At 69.5% G+C, this 19,258-nt stretch carries 13 protein-coding genes and 1 pseudogene; 8 read left to right on the top strand and 6 right to left on the bottom strand.

The window, feature by feature from the left end:
- Positions 1-9 precede the first annotated feature (9 nt).
- Together OHU89_RS28480 and OHU89_RS28475 are read right to left on the bottom strand one after the other, a co-directional pair.
- Positions 10-607: pseudogene (locus OHU89_RS28480) on the bottom strand (YdcF family protein).
- Positions 608-811: 204 nt separating this feature from the next.
- The gene (locus OHU89_RS28475) at positions 812-1,807 is read right to left on the bottom strand and encodes an AsnC family transcriptional regulator (protein ID WP_322724147.1); all 996 of its coding nucleotides are present in this window, start codon (positions 1,805-1,807) and stop codon (positions 812-814) included.
- Positions 1,808-1,932: 125 nt separating this feature from the next.
- Between OHU89_RS28475 and OHU89_RS28470 the strand changes: the two genes are divergently transcribed.
- The 7 genes from OHU89_RS28470 to fxsT all read left to right on the top strand — a co-directional run bounded on the left by OHU89_RS28470 (position 1,933) and on the right by fxsT (position 14,718).
- Positions 1,933-2,151 carry a hypothetical protein gene (locus tag OHU89_RS28470; protein WP_306500877.1) on the top strand — a complete coding sequence of 73 codons (219 nt, stop codon included), beginning with the start codon at positions 1,933-1,935 and terminating at the stop codon, positions 2,149-2,151.
- A gap of 124 nt (positions 2,152-2,275) precedes the next feature.
- Complete coding sequence (locus OHU89_RS28465; protein ID WP_405646963.1) at positions 2,276-3,595, top strand: glycine cleavage T C-terminal barrel domain-containing protein; 1,320 nt, start codon at positions 2,276-2,278, stop codon at positions 3,593-3,595.
- 161 nt (positions 3,596-3,756) lie between these two features.
- Positions 3,757-5,403 carry an MFS transporter gene (locus OHU89_RS28460; protein ID WP_405646961.1) on the top strand — a complete coding sequence of 549 codons (1,647 nt, stop codon included), beginning with the start codon at positions 3,757-3,759 and terminating at the stop codon, positions 5,401-5,403.
- A gap of 969 nt (positions 5,404-6,372) precedes the next feature.
- A complete protein-coding gene (locus OHU89_RS28455) occupies positions 6,373-7,329 on the top strand; it encodes an effector-associated domain 2-containing protein (protein WP_405646959.1) in 957 nt (318 codons plus the stop codon).
- The gene (locus tag OHU89_RS28450) at positions 7,326-8,876 is read left to right on the top strand and encodes an effector-associated domain 2-containing protein (protein WP_405646957.1); all 1,551 of its coding nucleotides are present in this window, start codon (positions 7,326-7,328) and stop codon (positions 8,874-8,876) included. Before OHU89_RS28455 ends, OHU89_RS28450 begins: the two co-directional genes overlap by 4 nt.
- 131 nt (positions 8,877-9,007) lie before the next feature.
- Complete coding sequence (locus OHU89_RS28445; RefSeq protein ID WP_405646955.1) at positions 9,008-10,123, top strand: AAA family ATPase; 1,116 nt, start codon at positions 9,008-9,010, stop codon at positions 10,121-10,123.
- Between the two features lie 74 nt (positions 10,124-10,197).
- Positions 10,198-14,718 (top strand): FxSxx-COOH system tetratricopeptide repeat protein, encoded by a 4,521-nt coding sequence (fxsT, locus tag OHU89_RS28440; RefSeq protein WP_405646953.1) that lies wholly within the window; start codon positions 10,198-10,200, stop codon positions 14,716-14,718.
- Here fxsT and OHU89_RS28435 read toward each other — a convergent pair.
- Positions 14,715-16,577: an aKG-HExxH-type peptide beta-hydroxylase gene (locus OHU89_RS28435; RefSeq protein ID WP_405646951.1), complete on the bottom strand. Its 1,863-nt coding sequence runs from the start codon at positions 16,575-16,577 to the stop codon at positions 14,715-14,717. The two genes, fxsT and OHU89_RS28435, sit on opposite strands and share 4 nt — an antisense overlap.
- Before the next feature lie 355 nt (positions 16,578-16,932).
- Between OHU89_RS28435 and OHU89_RS28430 the strand changes: the two genes are divergently transcribed.
- Positions 16,933-17,265, top strand: a complete 333-nt coding sequence (locus OHU89_RS28430; RefSeq protein ID WP_405646949.1) for a CU044_2847 family protein — start codon at positions 16,933-16,935, stop codon at positions 17,263-17,265.
- A 160-nt stretch (positions 17,266-17,425) separates the two neighbouring features.
- Here OHU89_RS28430 and OHU89_RS28425 read toward each other — a convergent pair whose 3' ends face one another.
- The 3 genes from OHU89_RS28425 to OHU89_RS28415 all read right to left on the bottom strand — a co-directional run bounded on the left by OHU89_RS28425 (position 17,426) and on the right by OHU89_RS28415 (position 19,014).
- A complete protein-coding gene (locus tag OHU89_RS28425) occupies positions 17,426-17,791 on the bottom strand; it encodes an SCO4225 family membrane protein (RefSeq protein WP_266889191.1) in 366 nt (121 codons plus the stop codon).
- A 66-nt stretch (positions 17,792-17,857) separates the two neighbouring features.
- On the bottom strand, positions 17,858-18,220 hold the full coding sequence (locus OHU89_RS28420) for an SCO4225 family membrane protein (RefSeq protein WP_405646946.1): 363 nt from the start codon (positions 18,218-18,220) through the stop codon (positions 17,858-17,860).
- Positions 18,221-18,342: 122 nt separating this feature from the next.
- Positions 18,343-19,014, bottom strand: a complete 672-nt coding sequence (locus tag OHU89_RS28415) for a hypothetical protein (RefSeq protein WP_405646944.1) — start codon at positions 19,012-19,014, stop codon at positions 18,343-18,345.
- Positions 19,015-19,258: the final 244 nt, after the last annotated feature.

The raw sequence follows: 19,258 nt of genomic DNA, 5'->3' as shown, positions 1-19,258 counted from the left end.
GAGCCGGTTTCAGGCTTGGATGAGGCGACTCTCGAAGCCGGCGCGGACAAGGCGCTCGTAAGCGCTATGGACATCGCTCGGGTACGTCCTGCTCGACAGCGAAGCCGATCTTCGGGTACTCGATCACCCGTTGCAGGTCCCCGACGAGCATGTCGATGACGAGTTCCTCGTCGCCGATGGACTTGATGTAGTCGTCCAACTCCAACGACTCGGAGGCGCATACGACTTCGGCCTCGGGCCACAGCTTTCGGCAGGTCGCGTACGAGCGGCGTTCCATGTACGGCTTGGAGATCAGCAGCAGCGACTCCACCTCCACACCTGACTCGGCCAGCAGTTCTCGGGAGAGTGTGATGTTCTGGCCGGTGTTCTCCGCCTTCGACTCGACCAGGATCGTCTCGTCCGGCACACCCAGGCCCAGCGCATGCTCGCGGTAGTGGATGGCCTCGCCGCGCGGGAAGCGGGCGAGGGTCGTGGGGCTGTTGCCGCCGCTGAACACCACGACGGGGAAGAGGCCGGCGCGGTAGAGGTCGGCGGCCGTGGTGGCCACGCCCAGGCCGTGGCTGCCCAGGCCGATCGCCGCCGAGCAGGGGCGCAGCTCGTGTCCCATCTGGTGGTAGTTCCAGATCAACGTCACATCGTGGCGCTGCTCGTCGGTGATCTGTCGCTGCTGGTGCTCCCGCACTGGCCCTCCCTGGTCCTGCCTCACCCTTGCCGGCCCTTCGACCTCGATACTGCCCGCAGTTCCGCCGAACGCCGGTGAGCGGCCGTTGGTCCGGCGTGGCCGTGCCCGGTGAGCGGGAACAGTCGGCTCCTACACGGGCGTCGGATGTACGAGGCGGCCGTGGTAGATGAGTGAGGCGGCCTGTTTCAGACGGCGGACGCGGATGCTGACCTCGTAGGCGTCGATGCCGTCGATGGCGGCGACGTGGGTGGTGAGGTAGCGGTAGAAGTCCTCGGCGTCGCGGCAGATGACGCTGACCATCAGGTTGTGCCGGCCGCTGATGGCGCCGGCGAAGGCGACCTCGGCGTGCCGGGCGAGTTCCTCGCCCGCCTGTTTGAGGCGGGCGGGGGCGACGCGCAGCCAGAGGGTGGCATTGAGGGTGTGGCCCAGGCGCTCGGGCAATAGTTCTACGTCGTAGAAGAGCGTGCCGGAAGTCTCCAGGGCTTCCAGGCGACGGGCGACGCGCGCGTTGGACCAGCCGGTGAGCTCGGCGAGGCGGGTGTGGGTGGTGCGGCCGTCCTCGGCGAGGGCGTCCAGCAGCGGGGTGTCCTCGTCCGTAGGGGGCCGCGGCGGCCCCGCGGGGGTGGGTGGCCGGTCGCCGGTGAGCCGGCGCACCTGGTCGGGGGTGAGGCCGGCGCCGTAGCCGGTCCATTCACTGGTGCCGGTCTCGCCGAAGGGGTGCAGCAGCAGGTCGATGCTGACGTCGAGGACGGAGGCCGAGCGCGGCAACTGGCGCAGCAGGACGTCGTCGCGGTGAGCCTCGACGGGGGAGCGGATCATGCAGATGATTTCCGAGCCGCCGGAGGCGAGGTTGGCGTAGGCGATGTCCGGCCGCTTGGCCAGGGAGTCCGCCAGGGGCCCGACCCGATCGGGGCGGGAACGAATGCGGGCCACCCAATGGGCCTGCCCGTACACCGCAGGGTTGACCAGGCCGATCACCCGCATCACCCCGCTGCGGCGCAGAGCGTGGTAGCGGCGGGCAGCGGTCTGCTCCGACACGCCCGTCACCTCGCCGATGCGCCGGAACGGGGCGCGGGGTGCGCATTGGAGTGCGTGGAGGATTTTTCTGTCCACATCGTCGTTCACAGGGGGAGTCTGCCATCTAGCGGGACCATGGTGGAGGCTTTTGTTCATCTCGGGTTGCAAAGTTCATGTTTGGAGGCGGCGAGGCGGATGCTGGGGTGTGTCCTTAAGGAAAGGACGTGACTCCCATGAGCACGCGGTTGGCACCGGCGGTGGTCTGCCTCGGCACGTTCGTCCTGCTGATGCACCTGACCACGGCGGGTGTGGGACGACCCCACCAGGCGGCGTCGCGCACCGGTGCCTCCCGCATCCAGCGGGTTGTCGGTGACGTGGCTCCGGTGCCGGCGGCTGTGCTCACGGGCGTCTGCCGGTCGGCTGTCCGGCGGGGTGTCGCTGCCGCTCCCTGACAGGCCCGGAGTGTCCTCCTCGCATCCCCCGGGTGCTCCGGGCCATGAAGCGGCGCTGTGCCGACGAGCCGACCGCACCACGACACACGAGCAGCGCCTGATCATCAGAGAGGCATCCGTCCCCGTGCACTTCACCGTCGACGCCTTCCGCTCGACACCCCCGTTCGACATCCTCGCCAAGCTCTTCGGGCAGCCGGAGCACACCGACTGGCTCGACGAGAGTCTGTCGTGGAAGCAGACCTGCTACATCGGTGACTGGTCGTTCCTGCCGCAGAGCCGCTTCCGCGGCCCCGACGTGCTCAAGTTGTTCTCGGGGATCTCGGTCAACTCCTTCCGAACGTTCCCGGCGGGCGCCTCCAAGCACGTCGTGCAGACCAACACGCACGGCCATGTCATGAGCGAGGGCATCCTGACCCGGCTGGACGAGGAGGACTACGTCTTCCACGGGCCGGGCGGCGACTGGGCCCGGTACAACCTGGAGCAGGGCGACTTCAAGGCCACCGCCGAGGACGAGGACTGGTTCGTGTACCAGGTCTCCGGCCCCGCCTCGATCCCGCTGCTGCTGGAACTGACCGGAGACGATCGGCTGCTGGACACCCCGTACATGCATGCGCTGCCCACCACCCTCGCCGGGCACCGCGTCTGGGCTCTGCGCCAGGGCATGGCCGGCGAGGTCGGGTTCGAGCTGCAGGGCCCGCGCGAGATCGGCGGCGCCGTGTACGACGCGGTCGTTCAGGCCGGGCAGAAGTACGGCATCCGGCGCTTGGGCAACCGGGCCGCGCCCCTCAACCACCTGGAGAACGCGGTTCCCACCCGGAACCTGGACTACCTGCCTGCCCTGTACGAGCCCGAGCAGGCCGACTTCCTGGCCCACCTGCTCAGCTCGCCCTGGCACATCCCGCGGGCGTTCATCGCCGGCAGCTTCCAGGGCGAGTCGCTGCGCGACTACTACCGCGACCCGGTCGAGCTCGGCTGGACCCGGCAGATCAGCTTCGACCACACCTTCCTCGGCGATGCCGTCCTCAAGGAGCGGCTGGCCGAGCCCGCGCGGGTGCTGCGCACCCTGGTGTGGAACAGCGACGACGTCCTTGACGTGCACCGCTCACTGTACGGCGACGGCCCGCACCCCACCTTCATGGACATGCCCCGCGACCTGCGCGGCCACCTGTGGATGGACCGAGTGGAGCGCGACGGCGTCCACGTCGGCTCGGCCACCTCGCGCGGCTACAGCTACTACTCCCGCAAGATGCTCTCCCTGGCCGTACTGAACGTCGCCGACGCCGAGATCGGCACGCAGGTCGACGTCGTCTGGGGCAATCCCGGCGACCCGGTCAAGCGCATCCGGGCCACCGTCGCCAAGGCCCCCTTCAAACGCGTCCGTTCGCGCGCCGAGCTCCACGCCCACCTGGCCGCGTACCGGGCCGGGTCCGGACCGGCCGCGTAAGCCGCGGAGAACCCCACCCACCGACACCTGCGGGACGCCACCGGCAACATCCCGCAGGTCAGGGCTGCCCGCCCCCGGCACGGCAGCCCCCGTGAAACCAACCCCTGCCCCACCCAACCGACCGCGGCACACCACGCCGCACGGGAGAAAGCGGAATTTCCGTGAACGCCACCACAACGGCGATCAGGCCGACCGACCGGCGAGCGGCCACCATCGTCATGGCCTGCCTCGGCGTGTTCGTCGCCTACCTGCCGATCACCACGGTCGCCGTCAGTCTGCCCGCGATCCAGCGGGCACTGCACACCTCGACCGCCCAACTCTCCTGGGTCCAGGACGCGTTCGTCCTGCCCATGGCCGCGTTCATCATGACCGCTGGCGTCTTCGGTGACGTCCACGGCCGCAAGAAGGTCTTCCAGGCGGGCCTGTTCTTCTGCGCCGCCGGGGCGGCGGTCGCCCTGTGCGCGCAGAACATCCAGATGCTGTGGGCCGGTCAGGCCCTGGCCGGTCTGGGCTCGGCCGCGCTGCTGCCCACCACGCTGGCGCTGATCAGCCACGCGGTGCCCGACTTCCGCGAGCGCGGGAAGTTCATCGGCATGTGGGCCATGGCCATGCTCGCGGCCCTGGCCGTCGGCCCGGTCATCGCCGGCGTCATCCTCGACCACTTCTCCTGGCGCTGGATCTACCTGCTGTCCGTCCCCCTCGCGCTGGTCGCGATGGCCGTCGCCGCCCCGCTGCTCACCGACTCGCGCGCCCCGCACGGACGCAAGCTCGACTGGCCCGGCCAGATCACCGCGGCCGTCGCCGTCACCGCCCTGGTCTACGGCGTGATCGAGGGCGGCGCCGACTCCTTCACCGCCACCAAGGTGATCGCCGCCCTGGCGCTGGGCGTCGTCGCACTGATCGCGTTCGTCGTGGCGGAGAAGCGCAGCGACAGCCCGATGCTGGACCTGGCGGTGTTCCGCAGCGCGGCCTTCACCGCCACCGCCCTGGTCGCCCTGATCACCTTCCTCGGGCTGATCGGCTTCTTCTTCGTCCTCAGCCTGTACTTCGGCATGGTGCAGCAGCTCGGCACGCTGGAGGCGGGCGCGCGGCTGCTGCTGGTCCCGGTCGCCGCGATCGTGGCCGGAGCCCCGGCCGGACGGCTCATGCACCGCGTCCCGACGCGCTGGATGATCAGCGTCGGTCTGCTCCTGATCGCCGGGTCCCTGCTGGCCATGACCAACCTCGACACCGACACCTCCTACGGCTCGATCGCCTGGCGACTGATCGTGCTGGGCGTCGGCCTGGGCCTGGTCACCACGCCGATGACGGCCACCGCCGTCGCCGCCGTGCCGCACCATCTGGCGGGCATGGCCTCGGCCGCCAACAACGCCTTCCGCCAGGTCGGCGGCGCGCTCGGCCCGGCCGTCCTCGGCGCCCTGCTGTCCACCCGCGCCGTGGACTCCCTGCCCGGCCATCTCTCCGACGCCGGCGTGACCGGCACCCAGGCCCACACCATCGTCGCCACGGCGAAGGAGGGCGGCCTGGGCGCGGTCGCCGGGATGAACCTCGGCTCCACGGCCAACCAGGTCTACGGCGCCCTGGGTGACTCCCTCCTCGACGGCATGCGCCTGTGCCTCATCGTGGCAGCCGTCCTGGCCCTGATAGCCGCGGCTTGCGCGGTCGTCCTGCTGCGCCGCCCCAAGCAGCAGACCAGCACCGGCGCGGCGCGGACCGCCGACGTGGCACAGCACGGCAACCCGGACGCCTCCGCCGAGAACGCCCAGGCCGCCGGCACCGCCCAGCCCTTGGGACACCGCCGCAGCTGACCGGGCGGCAAGGGGAGGGGCATCGCCCGCGCCGGTCACACGAGTCGCGGACGGTGCCCCTCCCCTGCGGTGGGTCCGGCAGCCACGTGCCGGCAGAACCGAGGGCAGGACGATGCACATCACCAAGCAGCTGATGGGATACGCCGGATCAGCGTCTCCGGAGCCGCCCGCGCTGTCACCTCCTGGCTGCTGAAACGAATCCAGCCGTGAGTCCGGCCGGTCGAACGCGAGCCCTGCAGAACAGAGCCACACGGCACGGTCAAGTACCACCCGGCAAGGATTCGATCCCACTCCTAAAGCGGGTGTCGTAGGCGGATCCTCCGCCGAGGCACTTGAGGAAGGCCAGCGCCGGAGGCTTCGGCGCCTCCACCGGGTCAGCTCAGCCGCTCCGGCTCCCCAGCCCAGCCCACGAGTGAGCGCCCAGGGCACATCCAGGGCACATGAGCCCGGGAAACGGCGTCGACCAGTGAGAACTACCGAGAGTCGTTTCCGCAGGTCAGTCCACATGTCACCAAGAAACCCCAGGTCAGCACCCCACCCCTCCCATTCGCTGCACGAATGGCAGGACTTCAGCCACCGCCTCCACGAGGCGGGGCATCAGCCGTACTGCCTGGTCTGGCCCTGATCGGGGGCTGCTTCCTGAGGTGCGGGCGGGACTTTCGAGTCCCGCCCTTTTCATGTCCCCGGCGGGCGGTCGGGCGGCCAGGGCGTGCATGGAAGGCACCTGGGCCCGGCCGGGGAATCGACGTCGATCATGTCGCGGATCCGGTCTCACAGGACGGCAGCGCGTGCCGATGATTCACCGGTGCCGCATCCGGTAAAGCTCCGGGATACGCACAGCCCGTGTGCCGGGCGCGTGCGCTTCGTACGCTGGTTCATTCATGGAGATGTCCGTCGGCGGCTCCATGCGGGGGAGGGGACCTGTCAGTGGCCAAGGGGGATACCGCTGAGGCGGCGGCCTTAGGAAGAGTGCGCGTCCTGTCGGCGCGTGGAGTCGTGCAGGGCGCCGGCATTCTGGTGATGCCCGGTGTGGTGTTGACCTGCGCGCATGTCGTGGCGTCGGCCGTCGGGCAGGAGCAGGGGCGTCCGGGTGCGGTGCCCACGGGTGCTGTTCTGGTCGACGTGCCGGGGTGCCCGGGTGGCGCGGTCGGCGAGGCCGGTGTCGTGCCGGACGCCTGGTTTCCTGGGCCGCTCGCCGGCGGGGCCGGGGGCGACCTCGCCGTACTGCATACGGCATGGGCACCTCCCGACGGGGCTGCCGTGGCGCGGTCCGGGCCGTGCGGGGAACCGGACCGGCGTGAGGTGCAGGTGTACGGCTTCCCGGCCGGCGTGCCCGAGGGACTGTGGTCCAGAGCCAGGCTGGTGGGACGCGGGGGTCCCCACCGGGACTGGATCCAGTTGGAGGGGATCGGCGCCGCGGGCGCTCGCATCAGCCGCGGGTTCAGCGGTGCCGGTGTGTGGGACCCGGTCGCACGTCAGATCGTCGGAATGATCACCGCGGCCTACACCGACCCGCAGACCAAGGCAGCCTGGATGCTGCCGTTGGAGGCCGCGGCACGCATGTGGCCGGGACTGACCGCGGCACTGGAGCCTCCACTCCTACCCCGAGGGCCGTCGTCACCGCCCTCGGACAGGGACCAGTTCGCCCTCGCCGACGCGCTCCTGAACGTGCCACTGATCGAGGACGACGACGGAGCCACGCTGCGCGGCCTGTTGCCGCCCCGCATCCGGCGTGCCGTCCGTACCCATACCCGGCCCCGCCTGCAGCTCTTCTTCCTCGTCCAGGCCTGCGTCCAACACCCGGACGGCAGGCGGGCGCTGATCGAGTCCGTGCGGCTGCTCGACGACGAGTCCCGACCCGCCAGGGTCGTCCTGGAACTCGTCGAGAAGCTCTGGCCGACTGTCCCGGGGGGCGGATCAACGTGACGCACACTCAGGATCCATGGGGACCGCCCAAGATTCTGCTCGACGCACTTGACGCCGTTCCGTGCTTCGAGGAACCGGCGCTGCTGCACGAATGCGCGCGCCAGGTGGGCCGGGTGCTGGGGATCAGGATCGCGCTGCCCGAGACCAGCCGCCGCCGGGTTGCGCTGCTGTTCCTGCTGCGCGCGGTGATGCCGTATCCCGACGGCCTCCAAGTGGTGGGTGGCGTGGTCTCGTTGCTGGAGGGAGAGACCCGCGAGATGGCCCGCCTACGAACCGCCATCGCCCTTGCCGAGGTACCGCTCTTCCCCGCGAGCACCTGGGAACAGCTGATGAACCTCCTCGGCGGCCTGGAGGTGCTCGACATCGCCGAGGTGTTCCGCGAGGCACTGGACGACCGGCCCGACCCCCTGCCGGCGCACTGTGCGGAACCATGGTCGGCGGTGCTGCATGCCGCGACCCTCAACGCCCGCCCCGGTCGGCCACTGCCCTGCGTCCTCCTCGTCGAGCACCTCGCGCGGTACGCGAAGGGGCATCAGCAGCAGGAGTTGCGGGAGTGGGCGGCGGAGCATCGGGGGAGGCCGGAGGCGTATGCCGGCCGAGCGGTGGAGGCCGTCGGCGGGGAGAGCGTTCCTCAGCCTGGCCGGCACTCCGAGGAAGCCACCCCGCCGCGAGGTTCTGTGTCCCCCGTGCCGTTGCCCGAAATCGGTGAGGAGACCATCTGGGCTCCCTCCACGTGGCTGCTGATCCGGCTGCGTCCGCTGTTCTACTCCGAGCACAAGGGGATGCGGCAGCTGACCTACTGGTACCAGAACGGCAGCAGTTCACACTCGTTTCCGGTGAAGGGCGGTGACGTGCAGGTCGACGTGGCCGACCTGCCCGAGCACGTGAAGTCGCTGGTACAGGAGGCCGAGACCGGCTGGGCGTATGCGTGCAAGGAGGACCTCGCCCTGGAGTTCGTCCTCCCGAGAGATTTGATGGATCTGCCGGTCGAGACCTGGGCAAAGGAGGCGTTCGGGAACGCGGAGGCCACTCTCGGCAAGGACCACCCCGTGGTGCTGCGCAGTCTCGAAAGGGTGGAGGGCCGGGCAACGCATGGACGCTGGGCCAGGCGGTGGGACGCTCTGAAGCCCGGCTGTCGCGGACCGGTCCACTGGTTCCCCGACGAACACCCCGACCGTCTGCTCTCGGCCCCGCATCCGGTCATGGTCGTCCTGAGCGAGCCGCCCGGCGGCCAAAGAGGCGCTGGTCCAGGGGCCGATGAGCTGGATGCGTCGCTCCGGGCAGGCGTGCCGATCGTGGTGTGGGATCGCCGTGGGGGCATCGATCCCACTTTCCGCAGCGAATTGCTGGAACTTACCTCGTGCAAGGGCATCCACCGGTTACCTGACGAAGTCAGGTCGTTGCGTATAGCGGCCGAGGGCGGGGATGCTGCTGTGGGCGGCGCTTCTCCGCTCGGTCGCCACGCGGCATTGCTCTGGGACGACCCTTACCGCATTCCGGGCGGGCGGGGAGAGGCGGCGGAGTCTTCCGCGCAGGGGGGAGAGTAGACGAGATGCTTCCCGAGGACAGTGAAGCCGGAAGGACGCGTCCGGCAGAGGATACGCAGGGCTCACACACGCAGGACGGCACGGAGGCTCCGGAATCGGAAGGCGTCGCCGGGCCCGACGGCGACGCTCCGGTGCGGAACGGAACGGACGGCCGGTGGTGGCTCTATCGCGGCACGGGGCAGCCTCAATATGACGCCGATCTCAGCGAGTTGCTGCCGCCGCCTCCGCCGTGGCGCCATTTCACCGGCGGCCCCGTCGTGGCTCCTCCCCCGCCGGACGACGAGGAGATCGAGCGTCGGTTGGGACGGGTCAGCGCGTTATCCGGCGGCTCCGACCAGGTCCGGCGTGAAGTGGACATGGTGAACGCGGCTCTGCTGCTGCGTCGGCCGCTCCTGGTGACGGGGAGGCCCGGCACCGGGAAATCATCACTCGCGTACCGGATCAGCAGGGAACTTCGACTGGGTCGGGTGCTGCGCTGGCACATCACCAGCCGGACCACGCTCCGTGGCGGACTGTACGAGTACGACGCGATCGGACGGGTCCAGGATTCCGCGGCCTTGCAGAGCCTGAACCGGACGGACGGTGCCGGCGGTGAAGCGGGCCGGCCGGTGGCAGCCGAGGAACGTCTTCCCGGCATCGGCGACTATCTCCAACTGGGGCCGCTGGGCACTGCGTTGCTGCCGTACGAGCTGCCCCGGGTACTGCTGGTCGACGAACTGGACAAGAGTGACCAGGACCTCGCGAACGACCTGCTGAGTGTGTTCGAGGAGGGACAGTTCCAGATTCCCGAACTGATGCGGGCCCGGCGGCTGCATCGCAGCGTGACCGTCATGACCGACGACTCGGGCCGAAGCGCCGAGATCGTCGACGGCATCGTCAAGTGCCGGGCGTTCCCCATCGTGGTGATCACCTCCAACGGGGAGCGAGAGTTCCCGCCGGCCTTCCTGCGTCGCTGCCTGCGGCTGCGGATGCCGGATCCTGACCGGCCGCAGCTCGTCAACATGGTCCTGGCCCACTTGGCGGCGACCGAAGACGCATCGTCAGGATCCGCGCGGGCGGAGGAACTGATCGACGATTTCCTGCGCAACAGCCGGGAGCGGGGTGGACTGGCCATAGACCAGCTGCTGAACGCCGCTTTCGTCGCGACCTCGGGGCGTTTCTCCGGCAACGAGGAGGCACTGGAACGCCTGGTGGACTCGTTGTGGCACCGGCTCGACGGAGCGGGGGCGGAATCGAGGACCGGATGACGGCGGCGTCCAATGAACCCCCGCCCCCCTCCGCACCGCGGGAGGAGGAGCACAGTCGTGGCCCGGACCAGAACATGCCCACTTCGACCGAGCTGGCTGACGCCCTCTACCTGGCGGCCTGGCAGGACTTCATGGTGCCGAGGTTCGACGCACCGGGCCGTGACGCTCTGGAACGCCGCGAACGGCTACGCCGGGCCCGACGCCGTCGCGCCGAGCGGGCGACATCCGAGAATCGGAGCGATCCTCGCACCGGACAAGAACCCGCTGACGAGCAGAGCGGCCGAGGAGCCGTCGCCCGTGCGGCAGCCGGGGAGGATCAACCGGCAGATCTCCGCCCGGCGCCCGACCCGCCTCCGCCGTGGCAGCCACCTCCATCGCGCCCGCAGCACACACCCGCCTCCGGTCCGTGGACCGATCCCGGACAGGCCGAGTGGCCCGCCTCGCCACCGCTGGCCGATGCCCTGGCGCTCGGGAGGTCCCTGCGTCCGCTGCGCCTGACCCGGAGTTCGCTCCACGAGGTCGTACTGGACGAGGAGGCGACCGCCGAACAAGCGGCGACGGCAGGGATATGGACACCGGTGTGCCGGTCGGTGCCGGAACGCCGACTGGACCTTCTGCTGGTGGTGGACGCGAGCGATTCCATGGTCCTGTGGCCGCACGTCACACGGCAGATCGCCGCACTGATGGAGCAGACGGCGGCGTTCCGGACCGTGCGGCTGATCCGCTGGGACCCGGACACCGACGCGGGAACCGGCTTCCCGGCGAGCGAAGTCCGTTCGACCGACCAACAGTTGCTGCTGATCATCACGGACGGCGGCCACAGAGCCTGGCGCACCGGCAACGCCGCCGCGACCCTGCACCGGCTGGCCCGGCACTCCCCGGTCGCCGTGCTGAGCCTCCTCCCACAGCAGTTGTGGGACCTCACGCTGCCCACGATCACCCGCACCCGGTTACGAGCCTCGTCGCCCGCCGCCCCCAACCGGACGTACGACGCCGACTGGAAGCACCCGCACACGGACCCACCGGACCCGCGTTCGCACGCCGCCGACGAAATCGGCCGGGAGAGTGCCGCGATACCGGTGCCCGTCATCGAACTGCGGCCCGGCGCGCTGAGCCGCTGGGCCCATCTGGTGGCCGCCGCGGACGGCGAGTGGCACGCCCTGGCGACCCTGTGGACCGCCCCCGAGGGAGACCTGCGCTCCGCCGTGCTCGGCCCCACCACCGGCGAACTGGCCACCCTCGTGGCCGAACCGTACAGCGACCAGCCGGACGGCACCCTCGCCACCGAGTCCCCCGGAACACTGCGGGCGAAAAGGGCCGCAGCCGTCGTACGACGCTTCAGGGCCACGGCCTCCCCTGCCGCCTACGAACTCGCCAAGCGTCTCGCGGCGGCACCCCTCAATCTCCCCGTCATGCGGCTGCTCCAGCAGTCCCTGCCGGCGGCGGAGTGCTGGAACCTTGCCGAGATCATGATCCTGGGGCTCGTCCGCCACATGGACGAACCCGCCGACGCCGAGGACGTGCACCGCGTGTCGTTCGACTACGTCGAAGGGGTGAGGGAGGAACTTCTCGCGCTCGGCTCCCGGGCGGAAACACTCCGCGCTCTGCGTCAGGTCCAGCGACATCTCGGCCCGCGGCTGGAAGCATTGTGGGGTGAGCCCGCACGGGCGCTCGTGGCGACCGACGGCGATCACACCGATCCACCGATGACGGAGCAGACCCGTCCGTTTGTCAAGCACCTGTACACGGCGCTGTGCTCGGTGTCAGGCCCCTATCTCGAGCGCGCCAATTGCTTGGGACGGCTGCTGGAGCACAGCGCGCCCGGACGCGGCTGGCAGCTCGCCGACGGCACCCCACCCGCACCTGGACACACAGTCCAGCCACAGTATCCATCTCTGGAAATGCGGTCAAAGTTGAATATAGTCCCCAAAGACAGGTTGCATGGCACCCCTCCGCCTCAGGCACCAGAGGCTACGAACACCCGGCACCCAGAGGGGACTTCAACATCAGCGTCGGCGCCCACCCCTGATTCGCCCACTCCCCCCTCTCCGCGACAAGGAGGCATACCCGTGTCTGCCGGCCCCACCACTGCCTCCGGTCCGCGCCATCCGCATACCTCTCCGCGCATTTGGGGCAATGTTCCACAAAGGAACCGGAATTTCACGGGCCGAGAGACCTTACTCGAACGCTTGAACGATCGCCTCCGGAGCGGTGTCGCCGCGGTCCTACCCGAAGCCCTGCACGGCATGGGCGGTGTAGGAAAGTCTCAAATCGCCGTCGAGTACGTTTACCGCCACAATCGCGAATATCGGCTCGTTTGGTGGATCCCATCCGAGCAGGAAAGTCAGATCATCCAGTCCCTGGTCGAGTTGGGCGAGCAGATGGGCCTACAGGCGGGCCCCGAGATCAGCGCGGTACCGGCCGTACTGGACGCCCTGCGTCGCGGGGAACCGTACGACGAATGGCTACTGGTGTTCGATAACGCGGAAGACCCCAGAACTGTACGCAAGTACTTCCCAAGCGACGGACCAGGCAGCATCGTAGTGACGTCTCGCAACTCCCAATGGTCCAACGACCTCAGTTCCCTGGAGGTCGACGTCTTCGCTCGCGCGGAAAGCGTGGCCTTGCTGCGCCGCCGTAGCCCGGACCTCCCCGACGAGGCAGTCGACCATCTGGCGGCCGCCCTCGGCGACCTGCCCCTGGCCGTCGAGCAGGCCGCCGTCTGGCTGGCCGAGACGGGCATGCCTGTGCAGCAGTACCTCGAGGTGTACGAGCGCAACTTCACCGAGTTGATGCAGTCCGCGCCTCCCAGCGACTACAACCGGTCGGTCGCGGCCGCGTGGAACGTGTCTCTGGGGCGGTTGCGGGAGACCCGCCCGGACGCCCTGCAGCTGCTCCAGGTCTGCGCCTTCTTCGCTCCGGAGCCCATCGACTGGGACCTCTTCTCGGCAGTGCGCGGCATCTCCGTCCCGCCGGAGTTGCAGTCCGCACTGGAAGATCCGGTCAAACTGGGCCGAGCGGTGCGCGAGATCGGGCGCTATGCCCTGGCCCGGATCGACCACCGGCAGAACACGCTGCTCATGCACCGATTGGTGCAGCGGGTACTGGTCGAGCAGATGAACCCCCAGGAGCAGGCGATGATGCGGCACGCCGCACATCAGTTGCTGTCCCACGCGGATCCGCGGAATCCGGAGCGGCCCGTGTCCTGGCCGCGGTACTCGTCCCTGCTCAGCCATCTACGTGCCTCCAGGGCCGTGAAATGCGAGGACGGCTGGACCCGCCAGCTCGTCCTGAACGAGGTGCGATTCCTGCGTGCGCGCGGCGACCACGCGGCAGCACTGGAGCTGGGAGAACAAGCCGCAGCGATCTGGCGCGCGGCCCTGGGTGAGGACCACGAGGACGTCCTGGCCGTCGACCAGCAGATCGCCGAGACGCTGCGCGAGCAGGGCACCGACCTCGGCCGCGCCTACACCATGCAGTCCGGACTCGTGGAGCGCTATCGCAGGGTTGTCGGCGAGGAACACGAGGACTCGCTGCGGGCACAGAGCTACATGGCCATCCACCACCGCAACCGAGGGCACTTCGAAGAGGCCCGGGAGATGGACCAACGCGTCTATGACGCGAGCACGCGAGAGTTCGGTGAAGAAGACCCCGCCACTCTTCTCGCCGCGCACAACTACGCCGTGAGTCTGCGTCTGGCAGGCGACTCGGAGCAAGCCCTCGAACTCGACTACAACACTTGGCAGAGCCGGATCGAGATCCTGGGCGAGGACCACAGGCAGACGTTGGGAACACGCGAGGCCTATCTGCTCGACCTTCAGGAGGTCGGCCGCTACGCGGAGGCGAACGACGGGTACGCGACGCTGGCCCAAGAGGCCACCGGAAGGCTCGGCGATCAGCACCCGTTCGTGGCTCTGGTGATCCGCAACTGGTGCGTCACGCTGCGCAAGATGGGCGACCACCAGCGAGCCTATGAACTGTCGAGCACGTACCTGAAATTGATCGCCGACACCCTCGGTACCGACAGCCGCTACTACCTGCTCATCGCCGTCAGTCACGCCAATGACCTGAGGCAGGTCGGCAAGCTCCGGGAGTCCCGCGCCCTGACCGAGCAGGTGCTGGCGATGAGCCGGGAAAGGTACGGCCGGGAGCACCCTCACAGTTATGCCATCGCGATGAACCTCGCGGTGACACTACGGCTGCTGGGACAGCTCGAAGACGCGCTCGCACTGAACGAGGAATCGGTCGAGGGCCTGACTCGCGTGCTCGGTCAGGAACATCCGCGCACCGTGCTCGCCCGGATGAATCTGGCCAGCGACTACTTCGCCCTCGGTCGCTTCGAGGAGGCGCACGACCTCGACAAGGCCGTGGCAGAGGAGTCCGAGCGGCTGCGTGAGAACCATCCGGCGAACCTGGCCGTCCGCCTCAATCTGAGCTACGACCTGAAGGCGCTGCGAAGGACCGAGGAAAGCGAACGCCTGTACGTCGCGACCCTGGACCGGTACTCAGCCGTGCTGGGTCCCTCCCACCCCGCGACGCTCAACGCCGAGAAGAGGCTTCGAGCCAACGGGGACACCGACCTGCTGTCACTCTAGGCGCTGTTTCCGCCCAGCCACCGGGCGAGCTCGTCGGGGGCGGGACAGCCGCCCCCGGCCGCCGCCAGAGCCCGGAGTACGCCGACCACCGCCTCCGGGCGGTCCAGCAGCAGGGCGGCATCCGCTCTCCGGGCGGGGTCGGGAAGCGCCAGCACCGCGCCGATCCATGCCTCGGGGTCCCAAGGATCCTGCGCGGTCCACTCGGCGTACCCGAGCGCGGCTTGTTCGGCGTCGCCCGCGACCGCGGCGTACCCGGCCCGGAGCGCCGGCTCCCCGGCCTTGTCCGCCCGCCGACGCCGACGGGCGAAGGCGGTCGGCGCGGACAGGCGGAGCCTGGCCAGCGGTCCGAACGTGTCGAGCCGGATCAGATCGGGGCGTGGACGCAGGGTGGAAGGCGGCAGTGCGGGAGCAGCGGCTCCGGCCGCCCAGGCTCTGGCGAATCGATCCGCCACAGAGGTGGGGATCTCAAGGTGTCGTGCTCTCCAGACCGCCCGCCGCAGTGCGCAGTAGTGATGGGCCAGTGCGGCTGGTGCGGCGGCCACTTCATCGTCCTGCCAAGCGGCCACCAGGTGTGCGATCTCGCCGGCGAACAGCCGGCCCTGCTCGGTGAGGTCTTCGTCGGTGAGGAGCGCGGCCACCGCCTCCCGGAGCTGTTCCCTGAGTACGGCGAACTCGAGGTCAGCTCGCCGGGCCTCTGTTCCGGTCACATGCCTGCGGTGCGTCAGCCAGAAGCGCCCGACCCCTGCGAACGCGAAGACCCCGTGAAGAAGTCCTCCGACGGGCCGTGGGTCACTGCGCCACGGCGCGTAGTGGAGCCGCCGCCCGGTCGACACCCCGTCGGAGTCCACGGGAGTCCGGACCAGCTCCACCAGGCTGAGCAGTGCGTTGAGCTGCTGATGGCGGGTCTCATGAACGAGGATCGCCGCGGTCTGGGTCTCGTCGTGGGGCAGGGACAGGGTGATCACGCCGAAAGCGTCCAGCGAGGACGCGCTGGCTACCAGGCCCCGCTCCGCCTTGCTGAGCGACCGTGGCACGAGAGCCCGTACCAACGCTCTGAGCGTGGCGGCCTCCGCCGGGGACTCCCGGTCCAGCAGAGCGTACGCACCGGCAAGACGGGTCTCCCATACCTGTAATCGACCGTCGTCCGAGCGGTCGGGAGACCTGGGGTACCGCGTGAAGTCCCGGTATGGGCTCACCGTGTCGAGCCACGGCCCGAGTTCCGTCACGCCGTCTTCGTCGCGGAGCATTCGCAGGGGAAGCCACCCCGGCAGCCGAGCGGGCCGGATGCGGGGCAGCACTGACTTTCCGAGTTCCCCGTTCACGACGGCACCCGCCGCGTCCACCCGGATCTCCGCCTCGCTCCAGCGGCGCCGCGCCACCGGACCCGCCATCCCCGCACCCGGCAGCCAGACCATGCCGCGGTGTGCGGGCACCCGCAGTGCACAGGGAACCCCGGCGCGCAGCGCCGCCGCCGCGGCCAGCGCGTGAAACTGGCCGAGGTCCGCCCACAGCGGGGCGGCGGAAGGAGTCCCGGCGACGGATCCGCTCAGGCGCCTGAGCAGACGCAGGGCCCATGCCATGACGGTGGGATCGGCGAGCACGCTCTCCAGCGCCTCGGGAGCCCGCTCCTCGACCGTGCACAGCAGCTGCCACGCCGTCTGCCCCGACACACCGCCGGGGTGCCGGGTGCTCCTGGCCGTCTCGTCCACGCGGTCCAGCAGGGCACGCAACACCAGCAGGAGCTGACTGCGTTGAGCGGAACGCAGCAGCAGGAGATCGGCTTCACTCGCGCCACCCGCCGCTATGGACCGGAGCGAGTCACCGGACAGCCGGTGGACATCGAGCTTCGCAGCGGTCACGGCCCGCACTGATCCGGACGCCTGCTGCGGACGAACCTCATCCCCTCGCTGTCGCTGTCGCCCGTCAGCGTCCCGAAAGCCAGGGTCGCCATGACGTTCACCCGGCTCAACGCGCGTCGCAGTGCAGGATCGTCACTGGAGTGCAGCTCCGCCAAAGAGATCCCAGACAGATCGAGAAGGTCGGAACAGATGTCCTTCGCAGGGTCTGCCATACCGTGGTTCCCCCTGACATGGTGATTCGGCGGCTCCGGGTGCGATTCCATGGTGGCTGCTTCACCTCTGGAGCGGAAGTGGGCCGCAGGTCATACAGCCTGGACCTGCCGGACGCGCGAGGCCGAGTTCGCGAGGGGACGACATGACGCAATTCCTGCGGTTTCCGGCGGAAGACGGCGAGGGTTTCCTGGTCGTAGAGGTAACAGAGGACGAGCCAGGAGTCATCGAGGTCTCCCGGCTCGGAAACGCCGTAGCCGATGCCACCACGTCCTTCGAGGAAGGCATCGATCGCATCAGGAACGCGGCCACATCCGCTCTGCGACGCCTGCGTGACATGCCCAGTCGCCCGGACGAGGTCAGCTTGGAGTTCGGCATACGCTTCAACGCCGAGTTCGGTGCCGTCATCGCCAAGTCCCAGGGCGAGGCCCAGCTCAACGTGACGATGACGTGGCGGGCGGACGGCATCGGCGAGTAGCTTCGCGCTGAACCCGATGGCGGACATCGGAGGCAGCGGGTGCATGGAACCCCGGGGCCACACTGCGGACGCATTCGACGTCTACCAACTGCCGTACGAGTGGCAGGACTTCAGCCACCACCTCCACGCTCCACGAGGCGGCCGCCGCCCTCGGCGACGGTCAGGCCGCCGGGTGCGGCTCCCGCCCCGTCAGCCTGCGGGCGAGCAGGCCGAGCAGTACGGCGTTGAACAGCCCGCACAGGACGGTCCCCGCGGAGAAGAGCAACGGGGTCAGCCAGGCGAGCGGGGAGTCCCCGTCGGGCGCCAGCGCCATCAGGGGCATGCTGACGATCATGCTGAGCGGAGCCGTGGTCATGAGCGGCCAGATCCCGGCGAACCCGGGGTCCGGCGACAGGTACACGGCCCACAGGAAGAACCCCATCGACGCCGCGACCACCGCGAGGTAGCCCCGCGCGAGCCAGTTGTCCACGGCGGGCGCCAACAGGGCCCGGATCCTCGGGAATCGGGGGCGTGCGGAACGGGCCATGTCGGTGCCTTTCGCTTCGAGGTGACATTCGAGGTGACATTCGAGGTGAAGGGGAGAGGGGGAGCTTCACGCGTGCCGGGCGTCGGCACGGACGTCCCGGACGTGATGGGCGAGCGCACCGACCACGGCGGCGTTCACCAGAGCGCACGCGAGCAGCCAGGCACCCATGCCGACCGAGGCGGCCACGACAGCCGCCCCACCACTGCCCTCGGCGCTACCGGGCCCGAAGGGCACGATCGCACCCAGCATCGACAGAGGCTCCGTGAGCAGCATCGGAGCCATCGCGTACGCACTGTCCGGAAAGAGGAACGCCACCGGCACGGAAGCGGCGAAGACCGCCAGATACCCCCGGCCGCCCCAGTTGTCCGTGGCGAGCGCGAGCAGCCTCCGCAACCGCACAAGGCGGCCCGACCCCGAGACGTTCGACATCGCGGATCCCTTCGGTTCGTCCGTTGTCGCTGTGTGTTCCCACGGTGTCCCGACGCCCCGCGCCGAGGCATGAGTACGGGTGCTCATCTCCGTCTGGGTTTCCGCCCACGTCCCCCACCCCCTCAGCCCCGCGCGGGCCCGAGCACAGGCGGCACCTGACCGCCCCCGGCAGGCCCCGTGTCGCCGTCCTCCCAGTCGGGGTCGTAGGCGCAGGGCAGGCCGGCGCTGCCGGTGAAGTACTCGCGGTCCGGGTCCCAGTGGAAGGACATCCGCTCGTCAGGGTCGTCCTGTTGGACGCGCAGCTCCCAGTCCTGGCCCTGCCCGCCCTCGCGGTAGGACGTGACCTCCCAGCCGTCGTCCGCGAGTTGCCGGTGCAGGCGCCGCAGGCCGGGTGCGGCCTGGCTCGCGGGTACGTGGTCCAGGGCCCACCCGTGGCTCATCCGGTAGGCGCCGTCGACGGCCTTGTCGTCCATCCCCAGCAGACCGCCGTCCCAGCAGAAGTCGGTCCCGTACCCGTTCTCCGGACCGACCCCGGTGTCCGCGCCGCCCGGTTCCACGGTCCGCGCGAACCCCAGGACGTCGTACGCCTCCCGCGACCGTTCAAAGGCACGGCTCGCCATCTCCTCGGGTGCGACGCGAGGAAAGTCCGTCGAGCCCCGGGAGTCCCAGGCGACCAGGACGAACGGCAGGAGCACGACGGCGAGCAGCACGCCGACCAGCGCGAGGCAGCCACAGCCGACGGCCTGCGGTGCCGACAAAGACCCGGACTCGGCCGGTGCGGTCTCTTGGGACATGCGGGGACCGTATGGCGGCGAGGGGATACGGCGGATGGGCGTGAGCACCTGGGGGAGGGTGCGTACACGTACTCAGTTCGGTGGGCCGATCGGTGATCGACAGTTTCGTGACAGTGCGAAGCGAACTCCTGTTCCCCTGCGCGGGGTGTGCGTACGGTGATCACCGCGGCGCTAGTGGATCTTGACCGGATCCGCATCCGCTGCCGCACAGCCAGCAGGCGACCGGGGGACACCGTCGCCGCTC

It is taken from the genome of Streptomyces sp. NBC_00019, assembly GCF_045041015.1.
Taxonomy (GTDB): Bacteria; Actinomycetota; Actinomycetes; order Streptomycetales; family Streptomycetaceae; genus Streptomyces.
The sequence above is the reverse complement of the archived record's forward strand: the minus strand, read 5'-3'. Positions and strand labels throughout refer to the sequence as shown.